At 60.3% G+C, this 15,798-nt stretch carries 11 protein-coding genes; 7 read left to right on the top strand and 4 right to left on the bottom strand.

What is annotated here, in order from left to right; all coding sequences use genetic code 11:
- Positions 1–352: 352 nt before the first annotated feature.
- Positions 353–1,735: a tyrosine-type recombinase/integrase gene (locus IEX85_RS11075; protein WP_188860659.1), complete on the bottom strand. Its 1,383-nt coding sequence runs from the start codon at positions 1,733–1,735 to the stop codon at positions 353–355.
- A 583-nt stretch (positions 1,736–2,318) separates the two neighbouring features.
- Between IEX85_RS11075 and IEX85_RS11070 the strand changes: the two genes are divergently transcribed.
- The 3 genes from IEX85_RS11070 (at position 2,319) to IEX85_RS11060 (ending at position 7,509) form a co-directional block, all read left to right on the top strand.
- Positions 2,319–3,473: a Fic family protein gene (locus tag IEX85_RS11070; RefSeq protein ID WP_188860658.1), complete on the top strand. Its 1,155-nt coding sequence runs from the start codon at positions 2,319–2,321 to the stop codon at positions 3,471–3,473.
- A gap of 122 nt (positions 3,474–3,595) precedes the next feature.
- On the top strand, positions 3,596–4,210 hold the full coding sequence (locus IEX85_RS11065) for a class I SAM-dependent methyltransferase (protein ID WP_188860657.1): 615 nt from the start codon (positions 3,596–3,598) through the stop codon (positions 4,208–4,210).
- Positions 4,211–4,212: 2 nt separating this feature from the next.
- Positions 4,213–7,509, top strand: coding sequence for a DUF3427 domain-containing protein (locus IEX85_RS11060; RefSeq protein ID WP_188860656.1), 3,297 nt, complete (start codon positions 4,213–4,215; stop codon positions 7,507–7,509).
- 393 nt (positions 7,510–7,902) lie between these two features.
- Here the strand turns inward: IEX85_RS11060 and IEX85_RS11055 are convergent, their stop codons facing one another.
- The 3 genes from IEX85_RS11055 to IEX85_RS11045 are packed head-to-tail and all read right to left on the bottom strand — an operon-like array spanning position 7,903 to position 10,989.
- A complete protein-coding gene (locus IEX85_RS11055; protein ID WP_188860655.1) occupies positions 7,903–8,955 on the bottom strand; it encodes an ABC transporter substrate-binding protein in 1,053 nt (350 codons plus the stop codon).
- Positions 8,952–10,340, bottom strand: a complete 1,389-nt coding sequence (locus IEX85_RS11050) for a sensor histidine kinase (RefSeq protein WP_188860654.1) — start codon at positions 10,338–10,340, stop codon at positions 8,952–8,954. Before IEX85_RS11050 ends, IEX85_RS11055 begins: the two co-directional genes overlap by 4 nt.
- Positions 10,327–10,989: a response regulator transcription factor gene (locus IEX85_RS11045; RefSeq protein ID WP_229721885.1), complete on the bottom strand. Its 663-nt coding sequence runs from the start codon at positions 10,987–10,989 to the stop codon at positions 10,327–10,329. The genes IEX85_RS11050 and IEX85_RS11045 overlap by 14 nt, the downstream gene beginning before the upstream one ends.
- 156 nt (positions 10,990–11,145) lie before the next feature.
- Here IEX85_RS11045 and IEX85_RS11040 point away from each other — a divergent pair, with 156 nt between their 5' ends.
- The 4 genes from IEX85_RS11040 to IEX85_RS11025 are packed head-to-tail and all read left to right on the top strand — an operon-like array spanning position 11,146 to position 15,129.
- On the top strand, positions 11,146–12,123 hold the full coding sequence (locus IEX85_RS11040) for a Bug family tripartite tricarboxylate transporter substrate binding protein (RefSeq protein WP_188860652.1): 978 nt from the start codon (positions 11,146–11,148) through the stop codon (positions 12,121–12,123).
- 9 nt (positions 12,124–12,132) lie between these two features.
- Positions 12,133–12,567, top strand: a complete 435-nt coding sequence (locus IEX85_RS11035) for a tripartite tricarboxylate transporter TctB family protein (RefSeq protein WP_188860651.1) — start codon at positions 12,133–12,135, stop codon at positions 12,565–12,567.
- Between the two features lie 3 nt (positions 12,568–12,570).
- Positions 12,571–14,106: a tripartite tricarboxylate transporter permease gene (locus tag IEX85_RS11030; RefSeq protein WP_188860650.1), complete on the top strand. Its 1,536-nt coding sequence runs from the start codon at positions 12,571–12,573 to the stop codon at positions 14,104–14,106.
- 9 nt (positions 14,107–14,115) lie between these two features.
- Positions 14,116–15,129 (top strand): AbrB family transcriptional regulator, encoded by a 1,014-nt coding sequence (locus IEX85_RS11025; protein WP_188860649.1) that lies wholly within the window; start codon positions 14,116–14,118, stop codon positions 15,127–15,129.
- Positions 15,130–15,798: the final 669 nt, after the last annotated feature.

The raw sequence follows: 15,798 nt of genomic DNA, 5'->3' as shown, positions 1-15,798 counted from the left end.
TTGTTATTTTTAAATTGCAAGCTGAAATTGTTGTGAGTGCTTATTTGTGTGACAAAGTCAATACGTTAAAGGAAAGGCGTGCGCGTGCATTTGAATCCATTTCGTTTAACCGAACTGTGTTAGAGTTTTTATTAACTTCGGGGCTGACGGCAAGTGTCTTGCGGATTGGGGAAGGGGCTATGAGGAATGACAGTGCTCGCCAGGCTAGATGGTCAGCAACCTGGCTTACTTGGAGTGGCGGAATGCTTTGAGCGGTTACTCGGTCTACTGCTTCGGCAGACCGAGTTCGTCGTAGTGTGTTGGAATTCGCGCAGGTGCTTCTTACGCGCAGTAACATGACAAGCAGGTGGCTTCAGATCTGGCGCTGCCTAAAGTTGGCCACGACAACCGTTGTGCTTGGCTCTCTGCTCAGCAGCTCCAGGCGATCGCCAAGCTTGCTCCATGCTTCGCGCATCTGCGGCCAGTAGCTGAACTGTTGGTAGGTCCGCTTGACCTTGCTCTGCTCGGTGTGGTTTAAGCAGCGCTCCGCAACCTCGGGCAGGACGCCCAGCTCCACCATCAGCGACGCTCCGGTGCGGCGGAGGTCATGCGGGCGCCACTGCTCCCCGGTTCCAGAGGTTAGCATTAGAGCTTCTGCGTGCTTGGCAGTTCGCCCATTCAATACCTTCTCAGGAGCGCGCTGCCGGTCGGCCACCTGTTTAGTAATCGCCTTCTCGTTGATATGGCCGTCAGAGCGAGCGGCCGGAAACAGCCATGCAGTTCCGGACGTTAGCTGGTGCAAGCGCTGGAAGTAGTCGAGTGCAAAGTCCGACAGGTAGATTTCGTGCGCCTTGCCGTTCTTGCTATTCTCGGACGGGATGCGCCAGATCCGGGCTTCAAGGTCAACATGCCCCCAGCGGGCCTTGAGTAGCTCCCCAATGCGGCAGCACGTAGCAAACTGGATTGGCAGCGCAAGCTCGTTTGTGCCGACGAGGCCCGCGCTGGGCAGCTTTTGGAATAGCTCCCGGATTTCCTTCTCATTCAGGACGCGCTCGCGGATCTCGCCGGAGCTGCCCACTTTCGACTTCTTGATGCTGGCGGTCGGGTCCTGTTCAATAAAGTCACGCTCGACGGCGTAGCCGAAAAGCTGACGCATCAACGAAAAGACTGCTGTGGCGATTCGAAGTCCACGCTTCTTGACGGTGCTGTTGATCGTACTGATGTGGAGTTTGCGTACATCCTCAATGCCAAGTTCGCCGATCACGGGGAGTACGTCTTTCTCCATCATCCGCCGCGCTTCTGCTCCACCGTCCTTGCGACGAACAAGATCGTCCGAACACCACTGCTCGAACACGTCGCGGACTGAGACTCTCGCTGCTTCACGGCTGATCCTGTCGAGCTCCGTGCGCTTCTTGTCAGCTGCGGGGTCCTCACCACGCTTGGCTCGCGCCTTGTGCTCCGCCGCCAGGTCGCGAGCCTCCTTGACCGTTAGCGAGTCTACTGGAGCGCCCTTACCATAATTGAAGGGCCCCAGGCTCATGGAGCGGTTGACGTAGTTGTCTTTGGGCTTCTTGATCGGAGCAGGTGCTATCTTGGCGGAATAGCCAAACACCCAAAACTTACCCCCGGCCGGGGTTACTCGAAGACGCAGGCCTGGCATCTTGCTGTCTTTGAAGTACTGGGTCTTCTGAGTTGCCTTGATGCTCTTGCAGAAGCTATCGGGGTTAGTGGCGGGGATGTCGTTCTTGGCTGCCATGATGTTGTCTCGATTCTGGTGCAGGACTGGTGCAGGAAAAGTGGTCCTGACACTGCGTGAGACAATATAGAACAATATCTACATAAAAGTACATTTAAAACAGTTGGTTATGTGGTTTGTGGTGAGCGCATGAGAGACGTAAATGACAGTGTGAGATGCTAAAAAACTAGCATGGGGTGCAAGGGGTCGCAGGTTCAAATCCTGCCGTCCCGACCATTAATTAAACGATTCGTAGTATCCACTCCAAGAGTCGTATTCCGTCGGTCATCCGTTTCTTCTGCAATCTCCTGTAAAACTAATGCCGACTTGGCATCGATGCACGCTTGCAGTTAGTCATTTGTTCGAGACTTGTCCTTTCGTTATTCCGCGAATCCGGCGCATCCGTAGGATGGGTTAGCGACGCAACTGCGTTTCGGTATCAGCGCGACTGGATTTTCGGGCGTCGCGTAACCCATCACCTGTTCTGGCCGGCCGACCATAAGCAGAATTTCAGCAGTAGCTTAAAATAGCATTCCCCGTTATTTTAAATTAATGTCTAAAGTAAAATAACGGTTTGGTTTATTTTAACTTTAGCGAGGGTTCTGTGGAGAGAGGCGTATCAGGGCGGTTTGTCAGCAGTATCGCGGGCGGTGTGGAATGTCAGGCCTTCATACCGAACCCCTTGCCGCCGGATCCGCCGCTGCAGATCGATTCCAAGCTGCAGCGTCGTATCAACGAAGCTATGCTGGCGCTTGGTCGCCTGGATGCCATCAGTACACTGCTCCCCGATGCTCACCTCTTCCTGTACAGCTATGTTCGCAAGGAAGCGGTGATGTCCTCGCAGATCGAAGGTACCCAGTCGTCGCTCAGTGATCTGATGCTGTACGAAATGGAAGGGCAGCCTGGGGTGCCGCTCGATGACGTTCAGGAAGTGTCCTGCTATGTTGGCGCCTTGTCATTGGGATTACAGCGTATCGGCGAAGGGCATCCGATAACGTATCGCCTGTTAACCGAGCTTCATCAGGCCCTGATGACCTCGGGTCGTGGTATCAGTCGAGGGCCCGGTGAATTTCGTAAAAATCAGGTGTGGATTGGCGGGCACCGCCCAGACGAGGCAACCTTTGTGCCTCCAACGGCGGATCAGCTTGCGGATTGTTGGGGAGAGCTCGAAAAATTCATTAACGATGTACCTGAAGCCACTGATCCGTTGATCAAGGCGGCTCTGGTGCACGTTCAATTCGAAACCATCCATCCATTCATGGACGGCAATGGTCGTCTCGGCCGCCTGCTGATTCCTCTGATACTGGTTGAAGCAGGTGTACTGCATCAACCGCTTCTCTATCTGTCGCTGTTCTTCAAGAAGTACCGGCAAACCTATTACGATCGCTTGCAGCAAGTGCGAACATCCGGAGACTGGGAAAACTGGCTACTGTTTTTTGTCGATGCCGTTTCGGCGACCGCAGCGCAGGCCGTGAGCACAGCGCAAAAGCTAAACCAGCTGCGTGCCGCGCATAAGATGACAATACAAGGGCTCGGCAGGATGTCGGGCTCCGCGGGTTTGATCCTGGATGCATTTTTCGAGCACCCGATCGCCAGTATCGCTAGGCTGGTGCAGAGCACTCAGTTGACGCCGGCCACCATCGCCAGAGTCCTGGAGAGACTGGAAGCGTTGGGGATGGTTCGTGAAATGACAGGACAAAAGCGTAACCGGATCTACGCCTATAGCGACTACATTGAGATTCTTAACCAGGATCCATAGCGATCCTGAACTCGGGTCGTGTCGCCGTCATTCCTGTATGGTATTCAGCTTATCGGCTTCTTATTATTAGTTCTTCTTCACGCTAAAAGTCGCGCAATGTCACTGCAGGAAAGGAGTCCGGGTTGACCAATAAAACGATCGATACCTACCACCGACAGGCACAGGGATTTGCGGATCAGTACGACTCTGTGCCGGCCGAGCAGGTTCATGGTGAGTGGCTAACTGTGCTTCAGAGTATGCCGGCTGGTCGCGCGTTGGACGTGGGGGCTGGCAGCGGCCGGGATGCGCGCTGGCTCGATGCGATGGGGTGGAAGGTTACGGCGGTCGAGCCTGCACAAGCGCTGCGTACGACTGCGCAGAGGAGTACGCCGGCTTCCGTCGAGTGGGTCGAGGATAGATTGCCTGAGCTTGGGCGGGTTACGGCAGCGGAGCAGACCTTCGAGCTGATTTTGCTGTCGGCCGTCTGGATGCACCTGCTTCCGGAACAGCGTCGACGTGCGCTCGAGGTGCTGGCTGGCCTACTTGCTCCCGGTGGCCTGATGGTGATAACGCTGCGCTTCGGGCCTTCCGATCCGGCGCGCCCGATGTACGAGGTCAGTGTCAGTGAGCTAAAAACGCTGGCTGCGCCATTGGGCCTGAGCCTTACGACGGAGGAGTCCGGCTCGGAGGATTTTCTGGGGCGCCGAGAGGTCCGCTGGCAGACGGTGCTGATTCGGCATCGCGGTGGGGAGACGTAAGCATGAGCAACGCCCGGCTTCTTACCGGCGGTACTGACCGCCCCCTGCTGGCGGCGTTGCGTCATGCCATCGCTCATGCGACTGAGATCGAGATCGCGGTTTCCTTTATCAAGGTCAGCGGACTGGACCTGATCTTCGATGACCTCGAGGTCGCGTTACTATCCGACCGCGATATTCGTCTGACCATCCTCACCAGTGATTACCTGGACGTGACGGACCCCCGTGCACTGCGTCAGTTGATGCTGCTGGCGGAGCGCGGCGCGGATATCCGGGTCTTCGAAGCGGGCAAGGGCGATAGCTTCCACCTCAAGGCCTACATATTCGTGCGTTCGCAAGAGGGGGATTTGGTCAGCGCCGATGCCTTTATCGGTTCGAGCAATATCAGCCGCATTGCCCTGACCGACGGCCTCGAGTGGAATTACCATATCGATTTTCCCAACGATGCGGATCGGCATGCCGCCATGCGCATCGATGAGATCCGGGATCGGTTTCGCCAGTTGTTGCAGTTGCCGCAGGTGAGTTCGCTTAGTTACGACTGGATCGAAAAGTACGAAGTCCGTTACCGGGCGACCCGCAAGGTAACACCTTTCCCGAGGGTTGCGCCGGGTTCGGATGAGCCCGAGCCGCCGATCCCAGCACCGCGCGAGCACCAGCAGAGTGCGCTCGAGGCATTGGAGCAACTGCGGCAACGGGACGCTCGTCGAGGCCTGGTGGTGCTGGCGACCGGTATGGGCAAAACCTACCTGGCCGCGTTCGATTTCAAGGCGTTCGGCGCTCGCCGTGGTCTCTTTGTCGCGCACCGCGAAGAGATTCTGCTGCAGGCTGAGCAAAGTTTTCTAGCGGTGCTGCCAAAGCTTCGGATCGGTCGCTACACCGGCAAGCAGAAGGACACCGAGTTTGACGTGCTGTTCGCGTCGGTGCAGACACTAGGTCGCGATCGGCACTTGAATCGTTTCCAACCGGACTACTTCGATTACACCGTCGTCGACGAGTTTCACCACGCTGCGGCGGCTGGTTACCAGCGCTTGCTGGAGTATTTTCGACCGCGTTTCCTGCTGGGGCTGACGGCGACGCCCGAGCGCAGCGACCGCTCCGAGATCGTCCAGCTATGCGATCACAACCTGGTGTTCCGGCTCGATCTGTTCGACGGTATTTCGTCAGGGCATTTGTGTCCGTTCCATTATTTCGGCATCTACGATGCCGAAGTGGACTACGAGCACATTCCCTGGCGCAATGGCCGCTTCGACCCTGAGAAACTGTCTAACAAGCTGGCGACGCTCGGTCGCGCCAGGCATGCGCAGCAGGAGTGGCGCAAGCGTGCCGGCTCCCGAACGCTGGCGTTTTGCGCCTCCCGTAACCACGCTGATTTTATGGCGGAGCAGTTCCGCAAGGCGGGGATCGCCGCGCTGAGTGTGCATGCCGAATCGGAGGCGACTCGCAGTGAGGCACTCGAGAAACTGGCGAGTGGTGCCATCGAGGTGCTGTTCTCGGTCGATCTGTTCAACGAAGGCGTGGACGTTCCCAGCATCGATACGGTGATGATGCTGCGCCCGACCGAGTCCAAGATTCTGTTCCTGCAGCAGTTGGGTCGCGGGCTTCGCACCGATGCCGGCAAGTCGCACCTGGTGGTGCTGGATTTCGTCGGAAACCACCACAGTTTCCTTAACCGACCGGAGTTGCTGCTGGGTCCGTTGTTGGGCCATACGCCGAATCGTCGTGAGTTGATCAAAGCGGTGGAGGAGAGCGCATCGTTGCTGCCCGATGGCTGTTTCGTCAATTACGACCTGCAGTTCGTCGATTTCCTCAAGTCGATGGCAGCCAACAACCTGACCGAGGATTACTTCAAGCTGCGGGACAACTTGCAGCGCAGGCCAACGCTGACCGAAATGTGGCGCAGCGGCAGCAGCTTGCTCAAGCTGCGCCAGCAGTACGGCAGTTGGTGGGAATTCCTCGACGAGCTTGGCGAAACGACGCCGGACGAGGCGGGTGCGATCGAACTCTACGGCCAGTGGTTTCGGGACCTGACGACCACGAAGGTCAATAAAAGCTACAAATTGGTGTTGTTGAAGACCCTGCTCGAACGGAACGCGATACAGAGTCAGGTAGCGGTCCAGCAACTTGGCGAATGGTCGTATGACTGGTTTTCCGAAAAAGAGGACTGGCAAGCCGACCTGCCAGACAGCATGCGGCCGCTTGCGAATGTCACAGAGGCTAAGTGGCGTTCACAGTGGCGAGATATGCCGATCAAATATTGGTGCACGCCGGAGGCGTCCGGGATTAGCTGGTTCGGGCTCGATGGCATGAACTTCTCGTTCCAGCAGAGCATTGCGGTTGACATCGCGGAGACGTTCACTCGGATGACGCAGGAAATTCTGGACTGGCGCTTCGCGCAGTACGCGGCTGACCGACTGCCGCAATTGTCCCTCGTCGACGTTACGGCTATAGCGGACAACCATGAGGCGTCCGCCGAGGAAGCCCAGCTGCCATTCTTTCCCAATATTCGCATCGCCTGCGGGCATTTCAAAACCGGCAGCGCAGATGCCGAAGAGCTGGTAAGCATGCCTACGGGCTTCGGTGCGCTCAGTCAGGACCGTCACTTTATCGCCCGGGCGTCCGGCAACTCCATGAATGGCGGCCGAAATCCCATCCAGGACGGTGACTATCTGCTGTTGGAGCAGATTACCTCGTCGAGTGCTGGCAGCATCACCGGCGATATCGTGGCGATCGAGCGTCAGGATGCCGGCGGCGACAATCAGTATCTGCTGCGCAAGGTGCTCAAGGACGACCGCGGCCAATACATCCTGCGCGCCAACAACCCCGAGTATGCCGACCTGCAGGCGTCCGAGGAGATGGCCACCTTCGCGCGCTTCAAGGGAATTGTGGATCCGCGGGAGCTGTTCGTTGGCCGGTCGTTCATGCGCGAAGAGATACCTCCGCTGTTCGGCGTCGAGTTCAATCCGGGAAACTGGCAGTCCGGCCACGTGGTGCTGGCGGAGCAGGGCGTGCATGTATTGCTGGTAACGCTGAACAAGCAGGGCAAGAGCCAGGATCACCGTTACCACGACTACTTCATCGATCCACACCATTTCCACTGGCAGTCGCAGAACTCGACCACGCCGGAAAGCAAGCGGGGACGGGAGCTGATCCATCATGAGCAACTCGGCCTTCAGGTGCATCTGTTCGTGCGCGATCACAAACTGCTCAATGGTAAGGCGGCGCCGTTCCGTTATTACGGACCGGTCCGCTATGTCCGCCACAGCGGCAGCGCGCCGATGAGCATCGAGTGGGAATTACGGTGAGTAGGCTTTTGAAAATCTCTCTGCATAGCCGAAAGCCGCGTTGAAACCTGTCACTTCAGTTCCTTGCTGCGTCTATTAATTCTGTTGATGGGTTGCGCCGCGACATACATGGCGCTAACCGGAAGCCTGGTGCCAACGCGGCTCCACCCATCCTACTACTGCGTTAAAAACAGGCTCAAAGTCGGGTGGGTTAAACGACGCCTCGTATGAAGCGTAGTCGCGGGCTTGTCCACGACGTCGCGGGGACCAACCTGAAACTTCAGTTCTTTGCTGCGACTGTTGATTCTCTTGATGGGTTGCGCCGCGACAACCATGGAGCTAACTGGAAGCCTGGTGCCAGCGCGGCTCCACCCATCCTACTACTCGCTGATACTGAGGACCGGGAGAGAGCCCCTAAGGCGCGACCGGATCATAGAGCAGTGCGTTCTGCCATTCGCTGATGAAGCGGCGTCGCTTCGACTGGTCCAGGTAGACCATCAGGGCCGGGCCCAGGACGATCGGGTGAAAGTTGGGCAGCTGTTCGCCAGTCAACGCATCGATCGAAAAGGGGCCGGTGGCGCGGGGATGCAGGGCGATCAGCTCGCCATTGTCGGCGATGACCTGCTGCCCCTGGAACGACAGCAGGAAGCGCAGAAAGCGTTCGGCGCCCCCTGGATTCGGGGCTTTTTTCGTGATGAAGGCGACCCGGCTGACGACCAGCGCATAGTCCTCCGGCACGATCACGCCGATGCGCGGGTCGCGCTGGGCGCGGGCCAGGGCGTAGGAACCGAGCAGGTTGTAGCCGAGCACCAGATCGCCTTCGGCGATGGCGTCGAGCAGCTGCGAGGTGCAGCAGTAAACCTGGGTGAAGGCACGGCCCAGGCTTTCCTTCAGGCGGCCGCTGAGGCTCGAGGTGACCTCGTCCTGGGTGGCCACCAGGTAGCCGACACCGGATGTGCGGACATCGTAGGAGCCGACCCGGTGCTGGAAGAAAGCGCCATCGCTGCGCAGAGCCGTGGCCAGGTCTTCGTGGGTGGTCGGCAGCGGGCGGCCGGCGAATGCGGCCTTGTTGTAGACGAAGACCACCGGCTCGTAGCTGAAACCGAAGGCCTCGTTGCGCCAGTTCGCCCAGGCCGGCAGTTCATCGAGTACCGGATCGTCGAAGGGGCGGGCGAAGCCGTCGTTCACCAGCCGCACCTGAAGATCCATTGCCGAACTGATCACCAGGTCGGGATAGCCTTCGTCCTCGAGCGACTTTATCCGCTCATGCAGCTCCATGGTGTTGAACTCGCGATACTCCGCCGCGAGGTCGGGATTGGCAGCCCGAAAGGCCTCGAGCACCGGCTGTATCGCCGGGGCATCGGTGGCGCTGTAAATCAGTACCGGGTCCCCCTCGTCGGTCTCCGCCAGTGCCGGAGCCACCAGGATTATCAGCATGAGCAGCAGGCTGCACAGGCGCTTTTTCATGTTGAGCCTCCCGGCAGATGCAGCCGCGCCCGCAGGCCGCCAAGCGGGCTGTTTTCGAGAAACAGATCACCGCCGTGGGCTTCGGCGACACTTTGCACGATGGACAGTCCCAGGCCCGAGCCCGATGCCTCTGTCGCCAGGCGCGAGAAACGCTGCAGCGCCTGGCGGCGCAGGTGGGGCGCAATGCCGGTGCCGCGGTCGTCGACGATGATATCGAGCCCGCCGTTTGCAGCGGCGACCAGCTGCAGATCGATCTGGTTGTCGTCCGGTCCGTAGCGCACGGCATTGTCGAGCAGGTTGCGCACGGCTTCGCGCAGACTCACGCGGTCGGCGGGAAGGCTGCAGTGCGGCAGGTCGCAGTGGTAGGCGAAGTCGATATCCCGGTGGGCGTGATCCCGCACGCACTCCGTCAGCAGCTGTTTCAGCAGGGCGTCGATATCGATCGGTTCCAGGCTTTGGGTGTCGCTGCGGTGGACGACCATGGCATGGGCCAGCAGCTGGTTGGTCAGGCGTGTCAGTTGCAGGTGTTGCTGGCGGATGGTATCCAGACGCTGGGGCAGGGTGGCCGGGTCATTGGTCTGGCTGGCGATGTCCAGCTGCGCCTGGGTTGCGCTCTGGGCCGTGCGGATCTGGTGACTGGCATCGGCGATGAACGTCTTCATGGCCTCGAGGTTGTCGAGCAGCCTGCGGTGATAGCTGTTGATGGCGTCCACCAGGGGCGACACTTCCTGGATCGGCGTTTGTGCCAGTGGCTCGGTATCGCCGGCCGAGCGCTGCTTCAGGGTGCGTGATATCAGGCTGAGCGGGTCCAGCGCCCGGTTGATGCCGAACCAGAGCGCCGCCAGCGCGAGCAGCATCAGGCCCAGCAGCGCCAGCAGTGCCTTGTAGAGAATATCGACCATCAGCTCGCGACGGGCATTGAGCGTCTGCCCGAGGGTGACCTGGACCCAGCCGGAGACCGCGGGCTCGGTGAGACGCTTGCTCTGGATGACGAAGCGCAGGGGTTCGCCGCGGTAACGGGCATCGTAGAAAAAGGGCTTGTCCGACGGCTCGAATGTCTCCGGCTGCGGCAGGTCGTCGTAACCGGTGATCCATTCTCCCTGCGGATTCCGCACCTGGTAAAACACCTTGTCATCCGGCGCCAGCTGCATCATTTCCAGCGCCGCATAGGGCAGGTCGAGATCGACGCGGCCGTTACGGACCAGCAGCCCCTCCATGATCGAGAGGCTGGCACTGTTCAGCAGCCGGTCGTAGGAGTAGTCCGCTGCCTGGCGGGCATAGCGCCAGGCGCCGAGGCTCAGCAACAGCAGCACTGCCACCAAAAGCAGGGCCGTGCGGGACAGCAGCCGTCGCCGCAGCGAGTAGCCGCGTTTAGTCGTCGACATGGGCCAGATAGCCAAGACCACGGATGGTCTTGATGATCAGCGACGAGTCGGCGAGCTGCCGGCGCAGGCGTGTCAGCGCCTGTTCGATCGCGTTGGGCGTGTAGGCCTCGTCGAAGGTATAGAGCCGGTTGGCGATATCGTCCTTGGTCAGGACGCGATCGAGGTTCTTCAGGAACAGCTCCAGCAGCTGCACCTCCCGCGGCCGCAGTTCGATCGGCCGGCCGTCGACGCTGGCACTCTGGGTCGCCAGATTGAAGGTCAGGTTGCCGAACTGCAGCTCGTTGCTGGCATCGCCGCGCTCGCGCCGTATCAGCGCGCGGCAGCGGGCCGCCAGCTCGCGGAAATCGAACGGCTTGACCAGGTAATCGTCGGCGCCCAGGTCCAGCGCGCTGACGCGATCGTCGATTTCGGCCCGGGCCGTCAGTATCAGCACCGGAATCCGTTTGCCGGCCGCTCTCAGGCTTTGCAGCAGTTGATAACCGCTGCGCCCCGGCAGGTTGATATCGAGAATGAGCAGGTCGAAGTCGTCGAACGAGAGACTGCGCTCGGCGTGTTCGACCGAACCTGCCCAGTCCAGCGGGTGGCCGAGGTTGAGGAAGTACTCGCGGGTCGCGTCGGCGAGGGCCTGGTTGTCTTCTATCAGCAGCATGCGCATAAGGGCTGCAATTGTCTCCCTGTTGTTGCCGTCCGGCAACGCTCTTTTTGTTGCGCGCTGTCAGGCTGGTGTCAGTTTGAACGCTTAGAGTCCGTCTTGCAGAGCTGCCAAGACGCAGCCAATTAGAAAAAGTATAAGCGGAGACAAAAGATGACTATCAAATTCGGTGCCCTGTTGCTGACCGGCGGTCTGGCCCTGGCTGCAAATGCCATGGCGTTCGAACCCTCCAAGCCCGAATGTATCGCACCGGCCAAGCCCGGTGGTGGCTTCGACCTGACCTGCCGCGTTATATCGAACGGTTTTGCCGATGCCGGCCTGCTCGCGACGCCGATGGCCGTCACCTTCATGCCGGGCGGCGTTGGTGCCGTGGCCTACAACCATATCAACGCCAGCCGTCCGGACGACGGCGATGCATTGGTCGCCTTCAGCTCCGGATCGCTGCTGAACATCGCCCAGGGCAAGTTCGGCAAGGATCTGGACGAGTCGGATGCCCGCTGGGTCGGTGCGGCCGGGGTCGACTACGGTGCCGTGATCGTCAAGGCCGATGCCCCCTGGAGCACCCTCGGCGAGCTGGTGGCCGATCTGCAGAAGGATCCGACCAAGTATGTACTGGGTGCCGGCGGCGGCGTGGGCAGCCAGGACTGGATGAAGGCCGCGATTCTGATGAAGTCTTCGTCGGTCGATCCCAAGTCGATGCGCTATGTCGCCTACGAAGGGGGCGGTGAAGCCCTGGCCGCGCTGATGGGCGGTCATATCCAGGTGTATCCGGGCGATGTCGGCGAAATGAAGGGCCAGCTCGAAGCCGGCAAGGTGAAAATGCTGGCGGTGATGTCGCCGGAGCGCCTGGACGGCGAGTTCGCCGGGATTCCGACGGCCAAGGAGCAGGGCTTCGACGCCGAGTGGACCATTCTGCGCGGCTACTACCTGGGGCCGAAGGTGTCCGACGATGCCTACGCATACTGGTCCGGTCAGTTCAGCAAGGCCTACCAGAGCCCGGCCTTCATGCAGACGGTCGCCGACAAGGGGCTGATGCCGTTCAAGATGCAGGGCCAGGAGTTCGACCAGTACGTCAAGGAGCGCGTTGGCTACATGCGCAATCTGGCTCGCGAAGCCGGCCTGATCGACTGAGGCCCCGCCATGTATGACCGCATCTTTGCGGGTACCCTGCTGCTGCTGTCCGGGCTGATCGCCTGGACAGCAGTCGGCTTCGACGTACCCTTTCAATACGAGCCGCTCGGGCCCAAGGCCTTCCCGGTCATTCTTTCGATACTGCTGGCACTGACTGCGGGCTGGTTGCTGGTCAAACCCAGCCGTAACGACTGGCACCCGGATCGATCGGTCCTGATGAAGCTGCTCGCAGGGCTCGCGACGATGACGTTGTACGCCGTTTTGTTCGAGTCCGCGGGCTTTATCGTGGCGACCTTCCTGGTTGGCACCGTTTTCAGCTGGCTGTTCGGCGAAAAGCCCTGGCGCGCCGCGGCCTATTCCCTGGCGCTGAGCCTGTGCGGGTACTTCCTGCTGAAGGACCTGCTGCAACTGAACGTGCCCGCCGGCGCGTTACTGGGAGGTTGAGCGATGGAGATTTTCAATCATCTGGCGACCGGATTCTCGGTTGCCCTGGCCCCGATGAACCTGGTGCTGGTGCTGGTGGGCTGTTTCGTCGGTACGCTGATCGGATCCCTGCCGGGTATCGGCCCGATCAATGGCGTGGCGATTCTGCTGCCGCTGGCGTACGCCATGGGTTTTCCGCCGGAGTCGGCGTTGATCCTGCTGGCCGGGGTCTACTACGGCGCCGAATACGGCGGCCGCATTTCCAGCATTCTGCTCAATGTACCCGGCGATGCCGGTGCCATCATGACCACGCTCGACGGCTACCCGATGTCCAAGCGCGGTGAAGGCGGGCGGGCGCTGGCGCTGTCGGCGGTCTCGTCCTTCGCCGGCAGCATCGGTGCGCTGCTGCTGATGGTGATATCGGCGCCGCTGCTGAGCCAGCTGGCGATCCAGTTCGGGCCGTCCGAATACGTGCTGCTGATGATCTTTGCCTTCACCTGCCTGGCGACCATGGTCGGCAGCCGGCCGGTAAAAACCCTGGTAGGGGTCCTGATCGGGCTGCTGCTGGCCACCGTCGGGGTGGATTCCGGCACCGGGGTGCTGCGCTTTACCATGGGCATTCCCAACTTCTTCGACGGCGTCGACTTCCTGGTGGTGGTGATCGGCATGTTCGCCATCAGCGAAGTGCTGGCGCTGCTGGAACACTGGGCCCGTAACGATCTGTCGATCACGCCGGTGGGCCGCAGCTTCGTCAGTTTCGCCGATCTGATGAAGGTGAAGTGGGTCGTGCTGCGCTCGACCGTCATTGGCTTCCTGATCGGCGTGCTACCGGGCACCGGCGCGTCGATTGCCAGCGCGGTTGCCTATGGCACCGAAAAGCGGTTTGCCGAGGGCGACGACAGCCAGTTCGGCAACGGCGATATCCGTGGCCTGGCGGCACCGGAAGCGGCCAACAATGCCTCGGCTGCCGGCTCCATGGTGCCGATGCTGACGCTGGGCATTCCCGGCAGCGGTACCACCGCGATCCTGCTGGGGGCGCTGCTGATGTTCAACATCACGCCGGGTCCGCTGCTGTTCGAGCAGCAGCCGCAGATCGCCTGGGGCCTTATCGCCTCGATGTTCGTCGGCAACCTGGCGCTGCTGGTGATGAACCTGCCGCTGATCGGGCTTTTCGTCCGGCTGCTGTCGATTCGCCAGGCGTATCTGGTGCCGGTGATCGTGATGCTGACCTTCGTCGGAATCTACTCGATCCACGGCGACAGCTTCGACCTTTACTTCATGGTACTGCTGGGCATCTTCGGCTTTCTGCTGCGCAAGCTCCACTTCTCGCTGGCCCCGGTCATACTGGGTCTGGTGCTGGGTGAGGTGCTGGAGGAGAACCTGCGTCGGGCGCTGTCGATCAGCGGCGGCGACTGGTCGATCCTGCTCAATGGGCCCATGACCTATACCCTGGCCGCGGCAACGCTGGTCGCACTGCTGGCACCGGGTCTCTGGCGCCTGTGGAAAAAGGGGCGCGGTACCGATGGCGCCGTTGGCCGGAAACTGGTTGAAGAGGAATAAGCACGTACCATGATGCTGACGGGACGCACGCTGCTTGTCGGCATCATCGGGGCACTCGCCGCGCACTGGCTGGGTGTCCCGTCCGCCTGGCTGCTGGGGCCCGTCATCTGCGTGACCCTGGCGGCCCTCCTCGGGCTGCCGGTGGGCATGCCCAAGGCCACCACCTCGGCGGTCAGTCTCTTCCTGGGCATTTCCGTTGCCCTCAATCTCGATGCCGGCCTGTTGCAGCAGCTCGGACACTGGAAGCTCAGTGTGCTGCTGCTGTGCCTGATGCTGGCGCTGCTGCTGACCCTGCTGTTCCGCTACTATTCCCGCCAGCCGGGCTGGCAGAGCATCGAGGCGCTGTTCTGCTCGGTGCCCGGCAATCTGGCCATCATGCTCAGCCTCGCGGCAGACACCTCGGCCGACCTGCGCCGGGTCGCGCTGGTGCACAGCATCAGGGTCTGTTTCCTGGTGACCCTGCTGCCGCTTTTCTTTCCCATCGCCGAGCGCCAACTGGGCATCGCCGCCATTCAGATCACTCATCCCGAGCGCCTGCTGCTGGTACTCTTGCTGGGCCTTGCGATCGGGACCTTGCTGTCCCGTTTAAGGGTGCCGGCCGCCATGCTGTTCGGCGGTTTCGCCGCGGCGCTCGCGGTGAAGCAGTTACTGGGCTGGGAGCATGGTCTGCCCGACAGCCTGATGGTCGGCCTGCTCGTTGTGCTGGGCAGTGCCATCGGCGCCCGCTTCAATGCGGTAAGGCTGTCTGAGGTGCTGCCGGAGCTGCGGGCGGCGCTGGGAGGGCTGCTGATCACGCTCTCGATCTGCGGCGTCTTCGCCTGGGGGCTGTGGTATTTCCTCGGTGTTTCCTGGATCCAGGCGATGCTGGCCTACGCCCCCGGCGGCATCGAGGTGATGATCGCCATTGCCATGAACCAGCAGGTCGATGCGGTGTTCGTCGCATCGCACCAGATCTTCCGCATGATCGCGATGAGCCTGCTGATTCCGCTGCTGCTGCGCCGCCTGCAGAAAGCGGTGGTCTGATCGCGAACGCCCGCTGCTGCAGAACGTCGGCCCCGCCAATATCGCAGACCACAGCATCAGGCGCCTCTGCACTGGCGACTATCGGGGCATGCTCACCGATATCGATGGTGCGGGACAGGTTTTCAATTATCCGCTCCCTCGCGCTCTGGTGTCTGGCGTTGCTGTCCCAGTCCCCCGAGGTTGCAAGTCCATAGCCCATCAACGTGCCCACCACCATGCTTCCGTCTCCCTCCCGCTTGCCTGTCCGGCAAACCGGCGAAAAGGGCCCTGCTGGGCAATCCGGCTTCTGACGTGTGTCGATCCGCTATGACGGGCCTGAGTTCCGGTTACCTCTCGATGCCGCGATGTTTCCTGCCTTCAAAGCCGTAGTTTGCTGATTCGAAATGGATGAACAGTTAATCTTAATTTCGCATAGTAAAATTAAATTCCTCAAAATTGATTGTTATGGTTTTAATGTGATAAGTTGATTTTGAAATATTTGAGAGGTCAAGGCGATTAGGGGTCATCCATGCTCCATCACCCTGTGGGTCCTGCGAGGGAGCCGACCCGCTAGCTGGGAGCAGAGGATGTTCGAGACAACCGATCGAACCCGGACGCCGCCAAAGGTTTCCGTAAAGCGCGCACCTGTGCAGGGTGCGCAGCTCAATGCAACCTGACATCAAGCCCCTC

It is taken from the genome of Marinobacterium nitratireducens (assembly GCF_014645375.1).
Classification (GTDB): Bacteria; Pseudomonadota; Gammaproteobacteria; order Pseudomonadales; family Balneatricaceae; genus Marinobacterium_A; species Marinobacterium_A nitratireducens.
Note: the sequence above shows the minus strand (reverse complement) of the source record. Positions and strands in the feature narration are given on the sequence as shown.